Source organism: Gilliamella sp. B2824 (assembly GCF_026536245.1).
Classification (GTDB): domain Bacteria; phylum Pseudomonadota; class Gammaproteobacteria; order Enterobacterales; family Orbaceae; genus Gilliamella.
In genome coordinates this window covers 44812-66620 of record NZ_JAFNON010000007.1, presented here as the reverse complement: position 1 = coordinate 66620, position 21809 = coordinate 44812, and the positions used below count along the sequence as shown (strand labels likewise).

Sequence of the window (21809 nt, the reverse complement as noted above, 5' to 3'; positions counted from 1 at the left end):
ATGGCATTAAGAATTGAATTAGAAGGTTATAAACCTGGAATTGCGAAGTTTTCGGCAAAAAAGTGGAATGGTAGTGCTGATATCGATATGCTTATACAGCGTAATCAAGATGGTTATTATTTATCTGGTTTGCAACAATGGGGACCCGAAAAGTGTTGGCATTCAATAGCTGATTTGTCAGTAGATAACCAACAAATTAGTGGTTATGTGAGTGAATGGTTAGTTGATTCGTTATTATCTCAGGACAATACCAAACGATTTCTAATACAGTTACGCGACAAACAAAACCAACGTTATATTGATGGTGGTGTTGTTAGTATTGCCGAAGATGTACTTGCTTCAACAGCATTAAATGTTGTTCAACCGCCATTAGATAATCCATCGGTTGAAACCAAATCACTTACCGAACCTGTTGAACTACCTGAAGAACCAGAACAAATCCCCAACATTGAGACGCAAAATGATGACCTTATTGAGCCGGTTAAACTTGACGTCGAAACAGTAATTGAACCAGAGATTGCTCAGACTCCTCAGTTAAAAAAATCGAAGAGTAAATTAGGCTTGGTTATCACCATTATCATTGTTCTATTGATTTTAGCTGGTCTTGGCCTAGCTGCATGGTATTTTTTAGTGTTTCAAAAAACACAACCTGTCGAACCTACAGCTCAAGTTAATGCGCAATGCAGTTTAAATAATACCACAACTGACGATCTGGCTTTTATTCAACAGTGTTTACAAACCAAGCCTGATACTCAGGCAATTATCCAGTTAATTAATGATGCAAAAAAGGCGGATAAATGTAATATTGCTCAGCGTCTATATGCAAATCAAGCCCAGCAAAATGGTCAGATTGCTTTCCTTTATGCTAAAGAGTATGACGAAAAATTTTATCAAGCAAATAATTGTTTTAAAGCAGATAAAGGTACAGCAAGTTATTGGTATGAAACTGCATTAGACCGTGATCCGAATAATACATTAGCTAAAGAACGATTAGACGAGTTACAAAAATAATGGGGAACACAGGTATGAAAAAAATAGCCGTTTCAAAATTAGTTATCAGTCTAACGCTTGCCTGTATGCCGTTGATAAGTTCAGCTGCTGAACCACTAAAACAAGAGGGTAAAACAACACTTTATCAACGAGTGCTAAGTACACCAACTTGTGAATTGAAAAAAAATATTACGGATCCAACAGGCGCTACATTACCTGCTTTTTCTCGGTATTATGTGTATGAACGAAAAACAGATAATAATCAAGAGTGGCTTAGTATTGGACCTGATTCATATGGTAATACAGTAGGTTGGATAAATAATTCCTGTGCAATAGCATGGAATATGCAAATGACATTGGTTTTTACCAACCCAGTTGATCGTGATCCTCTATTATTTTTTAAAGATAAAGCGGCTTTAACCAAAATTGTAGATTCAGATCAGCCCGAAACTTTGTTAAAACCCATTCGAGACTCACTAAACGCTGATAAAGCAACGCCTGAAATTGTGGCGCAAGAGCCGAAAGCGTATATTGATTTTAAAACAAACTTTTATTTATTACCTATTTTACAAGGTGAAGAGGTGATGAATGGTAAAGGTTTTTATGAGCGAGTTTTAGAAGTCGCTTCAGTGAGTAAACAAGATAAATTGGTTAAAAATAACACTAATTCTAACTCCACTAATAACCAAAGCTCGGATGATAATACGGCCAATCAAGTTGTACCATTTAAAGCTGCAATTGTTTTTGTCATTGATTCAACCATATCAATGGATCCTTATATTTCGAGAACCAAAGAGGCAGTTGAACGTGTTTATCAACATATTGAAAAGGAACACTTACAAAATCAGGTTAAATTTGGTTTAGTATCGTTCCGTTCTAGTTTAAAAGCGTCTGATAAATTGGAGTTTGTTTCTAAAATTTTTGTTGATCCTAATAAAGTTCAAAATAAAGAAGAGTTCATGAAATTAAGTGCTTCACTCAAGCAAGCGACTGTTTCAACTTCTTATTTTGCAGAAGATTCTTATGCAGGTGTTGCACAAGCGCTAAATGATATCAATTGGAATAGTTTTGGCGCGCGATATATGATTTTAATTACTGATGCTAGTGCCATTCCTGGTGACGATAAACTGTCTAGCACCGGTATGGATGCTGCACAATTAAGGCTTGAAGCTCAGCATAAAGGTGTTGCTATTTATGCACTGCATTTAAAAACACCAAGTGGTGAAAAAGATCATCAAGTCGCTGCCGCGCAATATTCTGATTTAACCTACAATGATTTTATTCATAAATCACTTTATTACCCTGTTAATGCTGGTGATGTTCAAGAATTTGGTAAGAAGGTTGATTTATTAGCTGATGCGTTGTCTGAACAAGTGAAATTAGCATATAAAGGTGAAGCATCTGTAGGTAATGCACTTAATGCTAAAGATGATGATTCGGATATGCTAAAAGATGCATTATTATTGAGTAAAGCAATGCAGCTTGCTTATTTAGGTGATACCAATGGAACGAAAGCCCCTTCAGTTTTTAAAGCGTGGATTGCGGATAAAGATTTTGTTAAACCAACAATACCAACAGCAGAGCCTCGGATTTTATTAACTAAGTCGCAATTGAGTGACTTAAGTGATGTGGTTAGTAAAATTGCTAATGCAGCTAATGATGGATTGATTTCTTCTGATGATATGTTTTCACAATTACGTTCTGTTGCCGCAGCTATGGGGCAAGATCCAAGTAAACTAAAATCAGATTCAGTTACCAAAATTGCTGATTTAGGTTTGCTTGGCGAATATTTGGATAATATTCCTTATAAAAGTGATGTTACTGGACTGGATCAAGATACTTGGAAAAGCATGAGTGGACTTGAACAAGAAAAATTTATTCGTAATCTTAATAGCAAAATTCGTTATTATCAGAAATGTAATGCCGATGTTGATCGTTGGATTTCATTAGCTGAAGGTAGTGATGCTCGTGATAATGTTTATCCTATCCCATTAGAAATGTTACCGTAAAGCTCATGTTAACAATAAAGCAATTAGCCATCTCTCGCTCTACAGGCAAATCTTTTTTCAACGTTTGCCTGCCAGAGCTATCATTAAACGCAGGGCAAGTTGTCGTGATACAAGGCGATAGCGGATCGGGTAAAAGTACGTTGCTTGAAATGATTGGCATGATTTTAAAACCTGATGAGCTGGATTGTTATAAATTAGTTTTAGATAATAGTGATATTGATATAGCTAAATTAATTCACCGTAATGATATCGATGAGTTAGCGATTATTCGTGCTCGTTATTTAGGATTTATGTTACAAACTGGTGGTTTACTGCCGTTTTTGACTATTTGGGAAAATATTGTATTACCGCTTAAATTACTTCAGCTACCCGTTGATATGTCAAGATTCGATTATTTAGTCGACAAGCTTAACATTGCACATTTACTCAGTAAATATCCTAAGCAGTTATCAATTGGTGAAAGGCAACGAGCATCGTTTATTCGTTCGATTATTCATAAACCAGCACTATTACTCGCTGATGAACCGACTTCAGCGTTAGATCCATATAACGCCAATTTACTGTTTGATTTGATTATTGAACAGGCAAAACAAGATAATATTGCCGCGATGATTGTTACGCATGATTGGCAACGTATTGAAAGTAAAGGCTTATTTACTTTATCGGCCAAATTAAACTCTCCACAATCATCAGTTTTTTTACCATTACAAAGCAAGGTATGCGTCGATGAGTAAAATGATATTAAAATGGTTGCTAATCATACGGTTATCATTGTCTGATTTATGGTACGACAAAAAAGTCTCATTTTGTATTATCGCATCGGTCATATCGGTCATTACACCATTATTGTTATTGTTCAGCTTAAAATATGGCGTAGTTTCGCAGCTACGGCAGCAACTACTTAATGATCCACAAAATTTAGAGATAAAGATTGTGGGTAATTTAAATCTGGATGATGCCATGTTTGACTGGATAAAAAAACAACCTGAAACTGGCTTTGTGATTCCTTTAACGCGTTCGCTTAATACTCAAGCCGATCTAGTCAAAGATTCAAGCCACTTTGTGAGCAGTGCTGAAATTATTCCTACAGCGAGTGGCGATCCGCTTACACAGGATTTGCCTTCTATTAATGATAAAACTCAAATTTTATTAAGTGCATTATCAGCGGAAAAATTGCAAGTAACTGTGGGTAGTCATATAAAATTATTTATTACCCGTCAATTAGATGGCAAGTTCGAGAAAGGATCAATTGAATTAGAGGTCAAAGGTATTATTCCTGACAATCGCTATAGTCGTGCTGCTGCGTTTGTCAGTTTAGATTTACTCATTGCAATGGAAAATTTTTATGATGGCTATCAAAGTGAATTATTTGCAACTAATACCGGTAAAAATAATCCGCCACCCCATTCATTATTTGCAAGGGCTCGCATTTATGCCAATTCGTTAGATAACGTAGCACCATTGTCGTTTAAATTAAGAGAAAAGAACATCGAAACACGCACGCAGTCTAATGTCATTGAAAATGTTAAGGCGATTGATCGGGTACTCAATTTTATTTTTAGCGTGATTGCAATAACCGCAGGACTAGGTTGTATTTTATCGTTTGCGGGTTCGTTTCTATCAAATATTGAACGTAAGCGCAAAGATATTGCTTTTATGCGATTACTTGGTTTCCAATCCAAAGCGATAATGGGGTATTTAATCAATCAAGCCGTTATTTTGAGTTGTTTGGCGTTTTTCGTTTCCTTTGTGTTATTTTTATTAGGCAATTATGCCTTTAATGCTGTGTTAGGTAAAAATTTGATTTCACAACCAATTGTAAGTCGCTTACAATTTTACCACCTTATCATTGCATTTTTGTTGTGTATAGTTATTTCAGGTGTCGTTGTAGCCATAGGAGGTCGACGTGCTATTAAGATCCAACCAGCAGAAAGTTTACGCGAAGCGTAACTTAAAACAAATTGCTTTTTGGGGATTAACTATCAGTTTATTTCCGTTAAGTTGCTATGCTGAACCTTGGAATAGTAATTTTTTCAATCCAAAACCAGCAAAAGATGATGTTATTTTGCCTATGCCATGTGATGGTAGTTTGGTAATGAAAAAAATCTATACACCAACGAATAAGCCTTTAGATGATATTAAAGTTATTTTAGGCAGTAATCAAAAAGAGCTCGGTTTTGCCGAATATGCAACCCCCAATTATATTTCTGGTAGTTTTTCTGAAAAGGGAAAAGAGCGTTATTATTTGATTGGCAAATATGAAATAACCGCTTTGCAATATCAAGCTGTCATGAGTGATACTTGCCCCACAGCAAAACTAGCACTTACCTTTCCTATTACCAACATTAGTTGGTTTGATGCTGTTGCTTTTACTGATAAATATAATCGTTGGTTGATTGAAAATCAGTCGAAGATTAACGCTAATACCTTACCGAAAGGTTATATCCGTCTACCTAATAATACCGAATGGGAATATGCAGCTCGTGGAGGGTCAAAAGTGACAGATTCTGAGTTCCGTGAAATGCGTTTCCCAATGACGGCAAATTTAGAAAATTATGCATGGTTTTCTGGTGCAAAATCAGCCAATGGTAAATTACAGCTTATTGGACGCTTACAGCCTAATCCTGTTGATCTTTATGATATGTTAGGCAATGCTAGCGAAATGATGTTTGATTCTTTTCGTATGAATAAACTTGATCGTTATCATGGTCAACCTGGTGGTATGACGGTTAGAGGTGGCAGTTATTTGACACCTGAATCGTCAATCACCACTGCTTTTCGTATTGAAAAACCGTATTACGATGATAAAGGTGCTTATAAAAGTATGGATGTCGGTTTTCGAGTGGTCTATACAACTGAAGTGATGTCTAGTAGCGATATTATCAAAGAATTAGACAAAGAATGGAATGAATTAGGCTCAGAAGCCGAAGAAAATCAAAAACAAAATGTGGTGAGTGAGCTTGAAAAAATCACTAAACAAGTCGAAGATGAAAAGACTAAAAAAGAACTCAATCAACTAAATACCCTTTTACGTAGTGCCAATCAAGCTCGCGACGAACAGCGAAACCGCTCAATTCAATCCGCGCTACAGTTAGGCGCTTTTTTGTGTGCAAATGTCTCTGACTTAAATAGTAAATTTGAATATAATAATAATTTATATAACACCATAAATAATGAAGTTTGTGAAACAAAAGATTCAGAAAATGTTAATAATGACGGTGTGTGTTCACCCGAAAAACTCAATAATTTAAAACACGTTCTTGATGAGTCGAAAAATGCCAGAGACTTTATTTTAAAATATTATGCTGACACCATTGTTAATACCGCATCAAACTATGAAAAAAATACTCTTGATGAGCAAGCAAAGCCCACGCAATTTATTTTAGAAAACAGTGGTAAAGCGAATATGAGTGATTACTTAAAACTTTATTTACAACATATTAATCAATATATTGAGTCTGGTAAGATTGAAAGAACAACTTGGCTGCAATCTTGTAATGAGATAAAAGGAAAGAAATAATGAACAAAATGATAGGTACACTTGCTTTATGCATTTCTCTAGTTTTGGCAGGTTGTCAATCTACATCTGGCGGAGCGAGTACAAAAAATGTCGATCCTGAATTAACTAAAGGTTCAACTGCTGAATTTTTTAGTAAATCTGCATGGCAATCTTGTGCCATAGGTGCAGGTATTAGTGGGCTTGGCTGTGTGTTATTAGGTGGAAAACCTGCTGCATGCCTTGCTTCTGCCGCTGTTGGTTGTGGAGTAATGATGGGCGGAAATTATTATCTGGATAAAAAACGAGCAGAATATGCTAATGCTGAGGCGCGCATTGATGCCTATATTCATGATGTTCAACAAAATACCGCAGAAGTGCAATCAATTACACAAAGTGCTAAAGATGTTGTGGATAGAAATTTAGCTACGCTTAACGCTTTAAATCAACAAATAAAAAGCGAAAGTGTCAATAAAAAGCAGGCTCAGAAAGAGTTAACTCAAATCGACGCGAATATTGCTTATTTAAATGATAAATTAAAACGAATTAAGAAAGTTGAAAATGATTGGGTTAACCTGTCTGTTCAGGAACAACGATCCGGTGTGAACGTCACTAGATTGGATCAAGAAATCGGTCAATTACATAAACAAATAGCAGCACTTGAAAAACAAGTGAATTTAGTTACTCAACAACGCTCAGCTGTTAAGGTTGGTTAATTATGAAAAAAATATCTTTTATCTCTATTTTATCGCTTGCTTTACTCGCCGGCTGTTCTACAACTCCAGAACAATGTGATCCTAAAAATACTAATATCGGTATTATGGATAAAATAAGTTGCAATTATTCCGGTAATTATCAGGCTAGAATTGATCAGAAAAAACAAATTCTTGAGAACGAACAAAGGGCTAATCAACAATTTAAAGAGATTTATGCAAATATCGAAAAACAGAAAAACGATACTACGTTGAGTGTAAAACAGAAACAAGCTCAGCAGCAGAAGTTAAAGCAAGATCTGTCTAAATTAACGAGCGAAATAAAAGCAAAAGCGAAAGGTCGTGACGATTTATTAAAACAAGTTAATGACATTGAGCAACAGTATAATCAAGTAAATAAATCAAACAAATCAGAAGTAGAAAAACAGGTCGAACTGGATAAATTAAATAAAAAACTTCAACAATTACAGAAAGCACTAAATATTTAGCTATCTGAAAACTTGAACAGTATTATTTATTTGAAAAGTTAAAATTAAGGAATATATTGCGCATGCAACGAATAGCAAGGGTTATAGTTGACCATAATGACTCACAAAAAATGGCTTTATTGGATCAATATAATTCTTTGTTATCGTTGTTAAAGCCCAATTTAACTCAGCGATCATTTTCAATTCTCGCGATACCTCGATTAATTGATGATAATCAATATTTAGGTTGGTATACTGAACTTCAAGGACAGCCTACTTCACTGAGTGATGTTAATGATGAGCTCGTGAAGAAACAAGTTACTGAAACGTTACAAACACGCATCAACGATATTGAATTATCCGTTAAGTCAATGCGTTTAGATAGTGAGCAACAAACATTAGTTTCGTCTTGGTTACCAAGAATTAAAAGTTTAGGTAATCAAATTTATATTGTTAATGGTGAACCTGTCATTGTTAATTCTTTTGAAGAACCAATTTTACCCAAACCTACGCCGGTTCCTCCTGTGGTTGCCCCAAAATCATTTTGGCGATGGTGGTATTTGTTATTGTTGGCATTATTGCTATTAGGACTTTTAGGTGTGTTAGGGTACTTTTTTTGCCCATTTAATAAAGATAAAAAGCCTGATGTTATTCCGGCGTTAATAATTATTCCGCCTGTGTTAGTTAACAAGCCACCAGCTCCTGTTGTTGAACCGCCGACGAAAGAGCCTGAACCTGTTGTTCAGCAACCTGTGCCTGAGCCAGTAGCTAAAAATTGTATTCGAAAAGAAGACGTCGCCCATAATAATGACGCCTCTAAAATGGTAATAATATTTGATAATTCAGCATCAATGACATTGACATTAATGGAGTCAAAATCCGCAATAGATCAATATTTAAAAACTAATTTGAATTCCATGTCAGAAAGTCAAGCCAACGCTTATGAAGCAAAGATGACTAGGTTACCTAATCGGTTATCAAGTAGTAAAAAAGTGGCACTATCCACAATTGATAAAATACAGCAAAATATTGATATCGCATTAGTGACACTTACAAGTTGCCCAGTCGCTCAAACCACATCATTTTATAATTATACTAATCGATCAAAGTTAAAAAATAAAATCAATAAATTAAATCCGTTAGAATATAACAGCGCAACGCCACTTTATAGTGGTATACAACAAGCCAGTAAATTACTTAATGGCGTAAATCGTGATGACTATATTTTAATTATTAGTGATGGTGATGATAATTGTACTAAAAGTAATATTTGTACGTTAGCGAGTAATATAGCGGCTAAGCAACCACGTTTGAAAATTAATATTGTCGACATTGCAGGGCAACATAAAATTGACTGTGTTGCTCAAAGTACTGGTGGTAAAGTTTACATTGCACAAAATCCAACAGAAATTGTCAATCAAATGAATCATGCTGTGTCTGATATGAATATTAGTAAACCGATTTGTGAGTAGTGTAAAGCGATAATAAATTTTTGATGTTGTTGATAAAAACAGCCTTGAGTTAATAAGCTTGTTTATTATACGTTCAAAATAGAAGGAAATGCGTGAATAATGCAACGAATAACCCGGATTTCAATTGATCATAATGATTTAACTAAGTTGGCTTTATTGGAGCAATACTCCTTAATGTTATCGTTGTTAAAACCGCATTTGACAGAACGCACTTTTTCCATTTTTGCTATACCTAAACTTATGAGTAACAATGACTATTTAGGTTGGTATACTCATCTTGAAGGGCAACCGATATTAATTGATCATGTTGCAGATGAATCGCATAAGCAAAAAATAAAAGATACATTAACCACGCGAATTAATGATATTGAAACGGCGATTAAATCAATTCCTTTAAATGATGAACAACAAAAATTGGTAGCTTTATGGTTGCCTAGAATAAAAAATTTAGCCAATCAAATTTTTGTTATTAATGATGAACCCGTTATTATTTTCGATCTAGCAAAACCCGTTTTATCGCAACCGGTTATTCCCCCTGTTACGGTTTCAAAATCATTTTGGCGTTGGTGGTACTGGTTAATTTTGGCATTGCTATTACTAGGATTATTGAGCCTATTGTGGTACTTTTTTTATCCATCTTCACCAGAAAACAAGGTGCAATCTGTACCTGAGTTAATTATTATTCCGCCAGTATTAGTCAATAAACCTGAACCTGTATCTAAGCCGGCACTGGTAGTGGAACCTCCGAAAGCGCCGCAAGTTGTCGCTACGCCAGAACCTGATCCCGTACCTGCTATAGAGCCAGAGCCTATCATTAATACTCAAGAAGTACCCAAAGTTAAACCAAAACCTAAGGTTAAAAATCCGCCTAATTGTATCACTCAAGATGAGATAAAGAACAATCCAAATCCATCGAAAATGGTTATTGTGTTTGATAATTCCCTATCGATGACTGCAACTTTAGCTGAATCGCCAGCAGAAGTTGAGCAATTTTTTCAATACCTGTCTTATGGTTATCCTCGTAATATGTCCGAACAGGAAAAAGTTGATTATCAGAAAAAAATGACGCGTTTACCCAGTCGTTTATCGACAAGTAAAAGCGTAGCGTTATCGAGTATCGATAAAATACAACCCAATATTGGTATATCGCTTGTCACGTTAAATCGCTGTCCGGCGGCAAATTTTACGCAATTTTATGATTATGCTGGTCGTAGTATTTTAAAAAATAATATCACCAGACTTAATCCATCAGGTGCAGGTGGGGGTGGAACACCACTTTATAGTGGACTTGAAAAAGCGAGTAGTATGTTAGATGGTGTGAATCGTAATGATTATATCTTGATCATCAGTGATGGTGAAGATAGCTGTTCAAGGAATAATATTTGTACTTTAGCGAATTATATTTCGACGCAGAAACCAAAATTAAAAATTAACATTGTCGATATAGCAGGCGAACATAAAATTGATTGTGTTGCGGATATGACAGGAGGGAAGGTCTATATCGCTCAGAGTCCAAAAGATATGATTAAACAGATGAACAATGCGGTGTCTGATTTGAAAATAAATAGACCTGTTTGCCAATAAAGACAATAATAAAGTATTAAGGCATTAACTTATCTTACAAAATAAGGCTAATTTGCTTTAGCTATCACTATTAATCACTATAAAAAAACCAGATGTTTATCTGGTTTTTTGTTATCTGTAATAGGGCTGATAGGCTGTTAAAAATCAAGATTAGCCGCTTTTAACGCATTTTCTTCAATAAATAAGCGACGTGGTTCAACTTCATCTCCCATTAAGGTAGTAAACAGCTGATCAGCTTCGATTGCATCTTTTATGGTCACTTGTAACATGCGACGGCTGGTTGGATCCATAGTTGTTTCCCATAACTGTTCTGGGTTCATTTCACCAAGCCCTTTATAGCGTTGAATGGTTAAACCACGACGAGATTCACGAATTAACCAATCTACTGCCTCTTCAAATGAGTTAACTGGCTGTTTGCGATCACCTCGTTGAATGAAAGCACCATCTTCCAGTAAACCTTTTAATTGCGCACCTAAATGACAAATATTACGGTATTCATTACTATGAATAAACACTTGATCTAATGCATAATTATTATCAACACCATGTGTTCTTACTTTAATTATTGGCACATATAATTGTGTTTTATCGTTGTAGTCTGCTGAATAGCGATAACTGCTACCGTGTTGTTCTTTGCTGGCTAAATTATCAATAATGGTTTTAGCCCAATGTTGTGCTGATTGTTGATTCTGTAAAATACTTTCATCTAAAACATCATGATAAACCAATTCAGAAAGTAACGCTTTAGGGTAACGACGTTCCATTTTGGTAATGAGTTTTTCAACTTTTTGATATTCAGCAATCAGTTTTTCAAGCGCTTCGCCAGCAAGTGCTGGTGCATGATCATTAACATGTAATGAGGCATCTTCTAATGCTAATGCAATTTGAAATTGTGTCATTGCATCATCATCTTTAATGTATTGTTCCTGTTTGCCTTTTTTAACTTTATAGAGTGGAGGTTGTGCGATATAAACATAACCACGTTCAATAATTTCTGGCATTTGACGATAGAAAAACGTGAGTAATAATGTGCGAATATGTGAACCATCGACATCGGCATCGGTCATGATGATAATGCTATGATATCGCATTTTATCTGGATTATACTCATCACGACCAATCCCACAACCTAATGCTGTAATTAATGTTGCGACTTCTTGAGAAGAGAGCATTTTATCAAAGCGAGCTTTTTCAACATTTAGAATTTTACCTTTTAATGGTAAAATTGCTTGGTTTTTACGGTTTCGTCCTTGTTTGGCTGAACCGCCCGCAGAGTCCCCTTCCACTAAATAAAGTTCAGATAAAGCAGGATCTTTTTCTTGGCAGTCAGCAAGTTTGCCAGGTAAACCGCCTAAATCCAATGCGCCTTTGCGTCGAGTCATTTCACGTGCTTTACGTGCTGCTTCACGCGCTCTGGCTGCATCGATAATTTTACCGACAACAATTTTCGCATCAGAAGGATTTTCAAGTAGGTATTCGGTTAACTTTTCACCCATAACCGATTCCACTGCTGATTTAACTTCTGATGAAACCAATTTGTCCTTTGTTTGTGATGAGAATTTAGGGTCGGGAACCTTGACAGATACGACAGCAATAAGCCCTTCACGTGCATCGTCACCGGTGGCACTAATTTTTGCTTTTTTACTGTATCCTTCGCTTTCCATGTAATTGTTTAGTGTACGAGTCATAGCACCACGAAAACCGGCTAAATGGGTACCACCATCACGTTGAGGAATATTATTAGTAAAACAGTAGATATTTTCTTGGTAACCATCGTTCCATTGCAATGCAACTTCAACACCAATATTATCTTTTTCGGTACTAAAGTAGAATATTTTAGGATGAATTGGATTCTTATTCTTATTCAAATATTCTACAAATGCTTTAATACCACCTTCATAATGGTAGTGCTCACTTTTACCTGTACGTTCATCAATGAGTTTAATAGAAACACCAGAGTTTAAAAATGATAGTTCGCGTAGCCTTTTTGCTAAATGTTCATAGACAAATTCAATATTGGTGAACGTTTTTGGACTTGGCCAAAAACGAACATAAGTCCCTGATTCAGTGGTTTCACCAATAACTTTAAGCGGTTCTTCTGGTACACCTAAATGATAGGTTTGCTTGTGTATTTTTCCTTCACGATAAATGACAAGTTCTAATTTATCAGATAAAGCATTAACTACCGAAACACCAACACCGTGTAAACCACCTGATACTTTATAGGAATTATCATCGAATTTACCACCAGCATGCAAAACAGTCATGATGACTTCAGCTGCTGAGATACCTTCTTCTTTATGTATACCCGTTGGAATACCGCGTCCATCATCACGAACGGATACAGAGTTATCAGGATGAATGATTACTTCGATATGGTTACAGTAACCTGCTAATGCTTCGTCAATGGCATTATCAACGACTTCAAAAACCATATGATGAAGGCCTGTTCCATCATCGGTATCTCCAATATACATACCAGGACGTTTGCGGACTGCATCAAGCCCTTTAAGCACTTTAATACTAGATGAATCATAAGAGTTAGACATGGATTTTTTGACCTATTTAATTTCTTTTATCGTTTCGTACAATTATGAAATTATACCAGATTTTATGTTAAAAATCTTATCATTTTCATCGATCATCTGGGTTATTTGGTCTTGGTTAACGGCTGTAATAAACACTTGTGAATTTGCAAGTTTTAAACGTTTTGCTAATAGATTTCGTTTATTGTTATCAAGTTCAGAAGCAAAATCATCAATTAAATAGATACATGATTGCCCTGTTTGTTTTGAATAATACTCACCTTGTGATAAACGTAAAGCACACATGAGTAGTTTTAACTGACCACGTGATAAAAGATCTTCAACGGGAATGTTGTCAACTCGCAATTTGATATCTGCTTTATGTGGACCTAGCGAGGTATAATTAATTAATTTATCTCGTTCAAATTGCTTATAAAGTATTTCTGCATAATCACTGCTGTGTTCCCAACCTTGATAGTACAGGCAATTTAATTGATATTCAGGTAGAAAATCTTCACAGGTTTTTATAATTTCTGGAAAAATATGTTGAGTATAATCAGCCCTAATCTGGCTTATTTTTTCAGCAACCGGAACTAGCTGTTTATCCCAAGGTAATAGTTGGTTATAGTTATAAGATTGTTTTAATAATGCATTACGCTGTTTATATAATCGTTTTAAATTGTTCCAAAGATAGACAAATTCGGGATAATGGTGAAAGCAGCCCCAATCGATAAAAGCTCGTCGATATTTAGGACCACCAGTGAGTAAATCAAAACCCTCTGGCGTAATGAGTTCAATAGGCAATAGTTTTGCTAAATCAGTGAGCCGAAAACCTTCATCACCATCAATTTTTATTTTATTTTCATTATTGCGTGTTTTTGATAAGCCAATTGTGTGGGTTTGTTGATTGGCAGATTCAATTTGGCTAAATAAAATTAATTCAGGTTGTTCATGTTGTATAATCCGATTGGATTGAATATGTCTAAATGCTCGGCCATGTCCAAGCATGTATATTGCTTCAAGTAGGCTAGTTTTTCCACTACCATTATCACCAATGATGTAGTTAAAATGCCGAGATAACGATAACTCGGCATGATCAATATTACGAAAATGATGAATTTTGATTTGTGAAATTGTCATATAGTATAAAATAAGGCTTCTGACTGGGATCAGAAGCTAAGAGAAGTTATGATTATAAGCGCATTGGCATGACAACATATGTGGCAGATTGATCATTGATATCTTCAATTTGAACACTGGATGTTGCATCAGTTAATAAAAGTTGTACGCTATCACATCTTAGAGTATTTAATATATCTAATAAATAGGTGACATTGAAGCCGATTTCGAGCTCTGATGATTGATATTTAACATCAATTAATTCTTCTGCTTCTTCTTGTTCTGGGTTATTGGCCGTAATTTTTATCTGATCATTATGTACGTATAATCTTATTCCACGAAATTTTTCGTTGGATAAAATTGCCACGCGAGATAATGCATTTCTTAATTCATCACAGGATACTTCAAGTGGTTTATCTGGGTTTCTAGGTAATACGCGTTTATAGTCGGGAAATCTACCATCGATGAGTTTTGAAGTGAAGGTAAAATCGCCAAGATTAACGCGTAAATTATTATTACCAATTTGCATATTAATCAGTTCTTCATTATCGGCAACTAATTTTGCAAGTTCTATCACCCCTTTTCTTGGCATAATGACTGAGCAAGGGCTAGCAATATTTTGACCAATTGGTTGAGCACAAACGGCTAAACGATGCCCATCAGTTGCAACTGTCTTTAATAGACCGTCTTCAATTTCAAATAACATACCATTTAAGTAATATCTTACATCTTGATTAGCCATTGAAAATTGAACAGCATCAATAAGTCGTTTTATTGTTTTTTGCGGAACTGCAAGATCAACATCGCTTTGCCAATTTTCTAAATTAGGAAAATCACTAGCAGGTAAGGTCGCTAAGGAAAATTTACTTCGACCCGATTGAATTATTAATCGATTATCGTCAACGGTTATCGAAATTTGCGCATTATTGGGTAAATTTCGACAGATATCGAGGAATTTTCTTGCTGGAACTGTTGTTGCACCCGGTTCATTTGCTTCGGTTAAAGGTAAATGCGCAATCATTTCGATTTCAAGATCGGTGCCTGTCATTGATAAAGTATTATCGTTCACTTGTAATAATAAATTACCTAAAATGGGTAACGTTGGACGGCTACTTAAAGGTGCGCTGACAAGTTGCAGTGGTTTGATAAGTTTTTCGCGATCAATAATAAATTTCATAATGTTGATTCTTTTTTAAGTTGATAATGTTCGAATTAAATTGGAATAATCCTCTTTAATATCATTGTTTTCTTCTTTTAATTCTGCAATTTTTCGACATGCATGTAAAACTGTAGTGTGATCTCTGCCACCAAATCCATCACCAATTTCAGGTAAACTTTTATTGGTTAATTCTTTAGCTAATGCCATCGCAACTTGACGAGGTCTTGCTACAGAGCGAGAGCGGCGTTTAGATAATAGGTCTGATACTTTAATTTTATAATATTCCGCCACAGTTTTTTGAATATTTTCAATAGTCACAAGTTTTTCTTGCAATGCGAGTAAATCTTTTAACGCATCTTTAACAAAATCAATCGTTATCGCTTTACCTGTAAAATTAGCATTGGCAATGACTCGGTTTAATGCACCTTCTAGTTCTCGTACATTAGAACGTAAGCGTTTAGCAATAAAAAATGCTACTTCTTCAAGTAACTTTATATGATTTTCTTCTGCTTTTTTCATTAGTATTGCAACGCGAGTTTCAAGCTCTGGTGGTTCTATTGCTATTGTTAGCCCCCAACCAAAACGTGATTTTAAACGATCTTCAACACCATTTATTTCTTTCGGATAGCGATCAGATGTCAAGATAATTTGTTGATTACCTTCTAATAATGAGTTAAAAGTATGAAAAAATTCTTCTTGTGAACGCTCTTTATTGGCAAAAAATTGGATATCATCAATTAATAACGCATCAACTGATCGATAGTAATTTTTAAATTCTTCAATAGCATTATTTTGTAATGCTTTGACCATATCCTGCACAAATCGTTCCGAATGCATATAAACAACTTTTGCATTATTTTGTTCTTCAATTATTTGGTTACCAACTGCATGCAATAAATGTGTTTTGCCTAAACCCGTTGATCCATATAAAAATAATGGGTTATAGGCTTTACCTGGGTTTTCTGCCACTTGTTTTGCCGCCGCGACAGCAAGTTGGTTAGATTTACCTTCTACAAAACTATCAAAGGTATGTTTTTGATTGATTCCTGAATGATAATTATAGTTACTATTATTTTCTTTAGTTGTTTTCCATGCCGGAGCCAGATCAGCTTTCGGTTGTTCCTTTTTGACTTTTTTATCAATTGATAACGTAGAGCCAACTTCAAGATATAGCTTTAAAGAATCGTTATTGAAATGTTTATTTAATAGTTGTGTGATAGTTGAGAGATATTTATTTCGAACCCAATCGAGCACAAATCTATTTGGGGCATAGATGTAAAGTTTATTATCAACCATTTCCGCTTGCAATGGCCGAATCCATAAATTAAATTCAGTTGTCGGAAGTTCTTCTTGTAATTGAGAAAGACAATCTTGCCAAATAGCGGTAGGCACAATAACCCCTTTAATTATAATTACTAACAAAACAGTACTGATTATAATCTTTTTTGTGGGTAATTTATAGATCGAAGGTGATATATTATTTAGTTACTAACCAAATCTTATAAATAAAAAAACCCGGCATCAGCCGGGTTTTAGTGATTAAATCAATCAAAATTAATTGGTTGAGTCGATCACTTTCACTTCTTTAACGTTACGTGCTTTAACTTCAATTTCAACACGACGATCTGGTGCTAAACATGCTTTTAAGTCAGCGCCGCGAAGTGCATTACATTTAGTACCTGTAACTGGTTGAGATTTACCCATACCACGAGCACTAATTAAATCAGCTGGAACACCTTTTTCTACTAGGTATTTCATTACTGAATGTGCACGTTGTTCAGATAGTTTTTGGTTGTAGCTGTCTGAACCAATACGGTCAGTATGACCAATTACAACAATTGCACTTTGAGTTGGGTTAATTTTAACAAGAGATGTTAATAGGTTATCAAGTGCTTGACGTCCTTCTGGTTTTAAATCAGCTTTTGCATAAGCAAATAGAACATCTTCGTTTAATACATAACGGTTTTCTTGAGTTTTAACTTCAACTTCTGGAGCAGCAACTGCTGGAGAACCTAAACGGTAAGTAATACCTAAAGTTAACAAGCCTGAATCAGGTGATGCATCACTTTTAGTATGAATATGTTGAGTGTATTGGTACTCTAAACGAGTAGAGAAGTCTTCGTCTAAGCGATAATCAAGACCTAATGCATAAACTGGAGATACATCAGTTTTAGTGCCACCATGACCATAATAGTCTTTATAGTCACCACTGTTTTTCCATTTAGCAATAGTCACCATACCACCAGCACGACCGTAAACATCTAAATCGTCAGAGATGAATGATAATGGATAGCTTAATTTACCAGTTAAAGAAACACCTTGCGCAGAAACTTTGCTGTTACCTGCTTTGGTATTATCATCTGACCAAGTTCTTTTATATTTAGCTGAACCTAACCAATCATAGCCTAATTCAAATGCTAAATAAGGGTTAGCTTGGAAGCCTACAAAAGCACCACCAGCAACGTTGCTACGGTCTGAAGTTTTAATGCCAATTTCATCATCACCACGAACTTTATGTGCATCTAAGCTATAAAGTTCTCCCCAACCTAATTTAGCACCTGTATAAAAAGTGTTGTCTTCATATGCTGCGTTAGCGGCAGTAGCTGTTAAGCTTGCAACTGCAATTGCTAGAGCTAGAGTTGTTTTTTTCATTTTCTTGCCTCAACTTATATGTTGTTATAGACGTTGTTTAGTTTGTTTTTATTTAAGTTTATTTGAAATAAACTAATAATAATTTATCTTCAAGTAAATTATGCTATACATAATCTTTCGTAATTATAGCATACTTTATATGCAAAGCTAGAGTTTATGATAGAACACTAAAAAAATATTTAAATAATATTATCAAATAATTTTGTTAATCACGAGTGTAAACTCATTAATGGTATTAGCTAAAACGTTTGACATAATAATAAAATCAGCTTCGAGACGCTTATCAAATTCATCTGAACCGATGTCTTCATTTTCATCTAAAATGATAGAGTCAAACTTGATTCTTTTTAACGTCAAATCACTGTGTACAATGAAATTCACACCTCTATCATCAATAATTTTCATTTTTGTGATCCATTTTCCTGAATCAAAATGAATTAGCATTTCATCACTAGTGATATCTTGATTTTTACAACTAATAATGCCATTTCCTTCAAGCGGATCTTTCAATTCAGCTTGATCGCCTAATATAAAAGGTGGAAAGCTAAGTTTTTCTTTAGCCCAAGTTGTTAATATTTGTTCTAGCGGTTTATCAATTGATAACGGTGTTAAGGCAAGTGCGCCTAACTCTTTACGTAAAATAGCTAAAATATCTTCGGCTTGTTTAAAATTGCTACTATCGACAATGATACGTTTATTGTTGGTATCAATCCAAAGCCAATAGTGATTATATTTACTAAAGGCTCGAGGCATGAGATCAATCATGACTTCATCTTTTAATGTCGCTTTCTCATTTTTAGTTAATTTTCTACTTAATGTTTGCTCTTGTTTATCTATCTTTTCTAATAATGCTTGTTTGATAACTGGCGCAGGTAATATTTTTGTCTCTTTTTTTATACGTAGTAAATATTGGCCATTGATATCAATAATTAAATTATCTTGGTTATCATCACGATAAGGTGATACCCAACCTATTTTAGTGGTATCAAGGTTACCACAGGGTGTAAACAGTTGGGATTTGACTGCTTTTTCAATAGTGTCTTTATTTAGTAAGGTGTCATTATTAAGTTGGTAAATAATGGCATTTTTAAACCAAAGCATGTTATTACACTTCCTAAGTTTTATTTAGGATAACTATTTTACCATAATTGTCGTAAATAAAGCGTACGATAATAATACGATTGACCTATTGTTTTATCATCAGCTTTAATTCTAAAATAGACCAAAACACTTAGAATTTATAAGATAATCCCATATAAACAGAAGTAATTGTACTGCTGTCTACCATTGGACTATCGGCAGCATCACCGGTTAATTTATCAACGTGAACACCACCAAAAGTAGCAATATTATCCGTTAATGAATATTGGGCGCCGATTTCAGCATAAGGGGTTACTGAACTATCAGCATTAAAATAACGTAATCCAGAGCGAGATGATTCTCTGTGAGACACACCATAGTAATAATCGTTATGTTTGCTGTTTGCCCAATTGATACCAATGGTTGGTACTATAACTAAATTACCCTCTAGGTAAGGTAAGCTATAATCAGCATTAGCTAAAATGCTGTTACTTTCATTAAGAACATCGGTACCAACACTACTAGAAAAACTGCCGAAGTCAGTATCAATTGAATATTCGATTTCTGCAAGTAGAGTAGAATGGCGAGTATCTAATTGTTTTAAGCGGTGATTATCAGAATCATGAGGTTTAAATTCATTAGCTAAATAGCGAGCACCAATTGAAAGACTTTGTCCATTGGCCTGATATGCATAAACACCTGCAGATAAATCATCGATAAAAAATACACCGTTATCATAATCAATATGTGGAACTGGATAAATTTTCGAGCTGTAATTCTTATATGGTGATGTTGCCCAACCTGCTCCAATTCCAATAGAAGTTGGATCAGCAGAAGCAATAGGTATGTATGTTAAAGTCATTAGTGTAAATATATAAGTAGCACAGCGCGATTTTTTCATTTTCTTTATACCCATTAAATTTCTAATGCCATTATCTGGTCGAATATTTTTGTTTTAATTGAATTAAAATGAATGGTCACAAAATCTATACATTAATTGTACATTGTAACAAACAAATTTCTTGAATAATAATGCCACATTTTATCATATTTGAATATGGATTAGTGAGATAAATTATGAGTAAACCAACTTTAGAAATGATTAACAGTCGCCCTGATGATGCCACTCTATTAGCCGACGAAGCCAAATATTGCTCTTTTGGTGATACCGTTCATTATGTTGAACCGCCAAAAATTTTCGATGGCTGTGAAGGTAGCTACATGTACGACAAAGAAGGTAAAGCCTTTCTTGATTTACAAATGTGGTATTCAGCATGTAACTTTGGTTATGCAAATGAACGATTAAACAATGTTCTAAAAAAACAGATTGATACCTTACCACAGTGTGCAAGCCAATATTTGCATCCAACCAAGATCGAATTAGCAAAAACCATTGCTCAAGGTATGGAGCAGCGATTTGGTTATCAAGGTCGAGTGCATTTCAATGTTGGTGGTTCACAATGTATTGAAGATTCGCTAAAAGTTGTTCGTAATGCAACAGGTGGTAAGTCACTGATGTTTGCTTTCCAAGGTGGATATCATGGACGTACACTGGGTGCCTCTTCAATTACGTCAAGCTACCGTTACCGTCGTCGTTATGGACATTTTGGTGATCGTGCTATGTTTGTTCCATTCCCATATCCGTTCCGTCGTCCAAAAGGCATGACTGCTGAAGAGTATGGTGAACATTTAGTTGCTGAATTTGCACGTTTATTTGAAACTGAATATCACGGTGTATGGGATCCAAAAGTAGGTCAGGCTGAATATGCTGCATTTTATGCTGAGCCACTACAAGCAACGGGTGGTTATATTGTTCCGCCACGTAATTATTTTAAAGGTTTGAAAAAAGTTCTCGATCAATATGGTATTTTATTAGTTGTAGATGAAATCCAAATGGGCTTTTACCGTACTGGTAAATTATGGTCAATTGAACATTTTGATGTTAAACCTGATGTGGTGGTATTTGCTAAAGCATTAACTAATGGTTTAAATCCATTAGGTGGTTTGTGGGCTCGTGAAGAGTTAATTAATCCAGAAGTGTTCCCTGTTGGATCGACGCATTCAACTTTTGCATCAAATCCACTAGGTACAGCCGTTGGTCTTGAAGTGTTAAAAATGACGTCTGAAACTGATTACGAAAAAATGGTAATGGATAGCGGTGCATATTTCCTTGAGGGCTTAAAAACACTAGAGAAAAAACACAAAGAGATCGGTGAAGTAGATGGTTTAGGTCTAGCACTTCGTGCTGAAATTTGTACTGATGATGGTTTTACAGCCAATAAAGCTTTGGTTGATAAAATGGTAGACATTGGTATGTCAGGCGATCTTGATTGGAAAGGTACGAAAATGGGCTTAGTGCTTGATATCGGTGGTTATTACAAAAACGTAATTACATTTGCCCCTTCGCTACACATTACTCGTCAAGAGATTGATCAAGGTATTGAATTACTGGATCAGTTAATTACTCGAGCTAAAAAAGAGCTTTAATCCATTATTTCTAAATTTTCCCGCTAATGGCTATTAGCGGGATCTCTTATTCAATT

Annotated in this window: 17 protein-coding genes; 10 read left to right on the top strand and 7 right to left on the bottom strand. The window is 35.1% G+C overall.

Going from position 1 to position 21809, the window contains the following annotated elements; translation table 11 throughout:
• From J3U56_RS08020 to J3U56_RS07980, 9 genes are all read left to right on the top strand, one after another.
• A complete protein-coding gene (locus tag J3U56_RS08020) occupies positions 1 to 1011 on the top strand; it encodes a hypothetical protein (RefSeq protein WP_267367305.1) in 1011 nt (336 codons plus the stop codon).
• A 14-nt stretch (positions 1012 to 1025) separates the two neighbouring features.
• Positions 1026 to 2999: a vWA domain-containing protein gene (locus J3U56_RS08015; RefSeq protein ID WP_267367304.1), complete on the top strand. Its 1974-nt coding sequence runs from the start codon at positions 1026 to 1028 to the stop codon at positions 2997 to 2999.
• Positions 3000 to 3004: 5 nt separating this feature from the next.
• The gene (locus J3U56_RS08010; RefSeq protein ID WP_267367302.1) at positions 3005 to 3733 is read left to right on the top strand and encodes an ABC transporter ATP-binding protein; all 729 of its coding nucleotides are present in this window, start codon (positions 3005 to 3007) and stop codon (positions 3731 to 3733) included.
• Entirely contained in the window at positions 3726 to 4949 is a 1224-nt protein-coding gene (locus tag J3U56_RS08005) for an ABC transporter permease (RefSeq protein ID WP_267333886.1), read from the top strand. Before J3U56_RS08010 ends, J3U56_RS08005 begins: the two co-directional genes overlap by 8 nt.
• Positions 4906 to 6519, top strand: coding sequence for an SUMF1/EgtB/PvdO family nonheme iron enzyme (locus J3U56_RS08000; protein WP_267344425.1), 1614 nt, complete (start codon positions 4906 to 4908; stop codon positions 6517 to 6519). The genes J3U56_RS08005 and J3U56_RS08000 overlap by 44 nt, the downstream gene beginning before the upstream one ends.
• Positions 6519 to 7211, top strand: coding sequence for a hypothetical protein (locus tag J3U56_RS07995; RefSeq protein WP_267367300.1), 693 nt, complete (start codon positions 6519 to 6521; stop codon positions 7209 to 7211). The genes J3U56_RS08000 and J3U56_RS07995 overlap by 1 nt, the downstream gene beginning before the upstream one ends.
• 2 nt (positions 7212 to 7213) lie before the next feature.
• Positions 7214 to 7696: a hypothetical protein gene (locus J3U56_RS07990; protein ID WP_267333883.1), complete on the top strand. Its 483-nt coding sequence runs from the start codon at positions 7214 to 7216 to the stop codon at positions 7694 to 7696.
• A gap of 62 nt (positions 7697 to 7758) precedes the next feature.
• Positions 7759 to 9147 (top strand): VWA domain-containing protein, encoded by a 1389-nt coding sequence (locus J3U56_RS07985; RefSeq protein ID WP_267367297.1) that lies wholly within the window; start codon positions 7759 to 7761, stop codon positions 9145 to 9147.
• 99 nt (positions 9148 to 9246) lie between these two features.
• Complete coding sequence (locus J3U56_RS07980; protein ID WP_267367295.1) at positions 9247 to 10731, top strand: hypothetical protein; 1485 nt, start codon at positions 9247 to 9249, stop codon at positions 10729 to 10731.
• A 137-nt stretch (positions 10732 to 10868) separates the two neighbouring features.
• Here the strand turns inward: J3U56_RS07980 and gyrB are convergent, their stop codons facing one another.
• The 7 genes from gyrB to J3U56_RS07945 form a co-directional block, all read right to left on the bottom strand.
• On the bottom strand, positions 10869 to 13280 hold the full coding sequence (gyrB, locus tag J3U56_RS07975) for a DNA topoisomerase (ATP-hydrolyzing) subunit B (protein ID WP_267333880.1): 2412 nt from the start codon (positions 13278 to 13280) through the stop codon (positions 10869 to 10871).
• Positions 13281 to 13322: 42 nt separating this feature from the next.
• Positions 13323 to 14396 carry a DNA replication/repair protein RecF gene (gene recF / locus J3U56_RS07970; RefSeq protein ID WP_267367292.1) on the bottom strand — a complete coding sequence of 358 codons (1074 nt, stop codon included), beginning with the start codon at positions 14394 to 14396 and terminating at the stop codon, positions 13323 to 13325.
• 52 nt (positions 14397 to 14448) lie between these two features.
• Positions 14449 to 15552 carry a DNA polymerase III subunit beta gene (gene dnaN / locus J3U56_RS07965; RefSeq protein WP_267333878.1) on the bottom strand — a complete coding sequence of 368 codons (1104 nt, stop codon included), beginning with the start codon at positions 15550 to 15552 and terminating at the stop codon, positions 14449 to 14451.
• Positions 15553 to 15567: 15 nt separating this feature from the next.
• Positions 15568 to 16926 carry a chromosomal replication initiator protein DnaA gene (gene dnaA, locus J3U56_RS07960; RefSeq protein WP_267367290.1) on the bottom strand — a complete coding sequence of 453 codons (1359 nt, stop codon included), beginning with the start codon at positions 16924 to 16926 and terminating at the stop codon, positions 15568 to 15570.
• Between the two features lie 162 nt (positions 16927 to 17088).
• Positions 17089 to 18186, bottom strand: a complete 1098-nt coding sequence (ompA, locus tag J3U56_RS07955; protein ID WP_267344429.1) for a porin OmpA — start codon at positions 18184 to 18186, stop codon at positions 17089 to 17091.
• A gap of 192 nt (positions 18187 to 18378) precedes the next feature.
• Entirely contained in the window at positions 18379 to 19287 is a 909-nt protein-coding gene (locus J3U56_RS07950; RefSeq protein WP_267367288.1) for a recombination-associated protein RdgC, read from the bottom strand.
• Between the two features lie 130 nt (positions 19288 to 19417).
• Positions 19418 to 20167, bottom strand: a complete 750-nt coding sequence (locus J3U56_RS07945) for a MipA/OmpV family protein (protein WP_267344431.1) — start codon at positions 20165 to 20167, stop codon at positions 19418 to 19420.
• 176 nt (positions 20168 to 20343) lie between these two features.
• On the opposite strand from J3U56_RS07945, the gene J3U56_RS07940 reads away from it, so the two are divergent.
• Positions 20344 to 21753: an aspartate aminotransferase family protein gene (locus tag J3U56_RS07940; RefSeq protein WP_141671563.1), complete on the top strand. Its 1410-nt coding sequence runs from the start codon at positions 20344 to 20346 to the stop codon at positions 21751 to 21753.
• Positions 21754 to 21809: the final 56 nt, after the last annotated feature.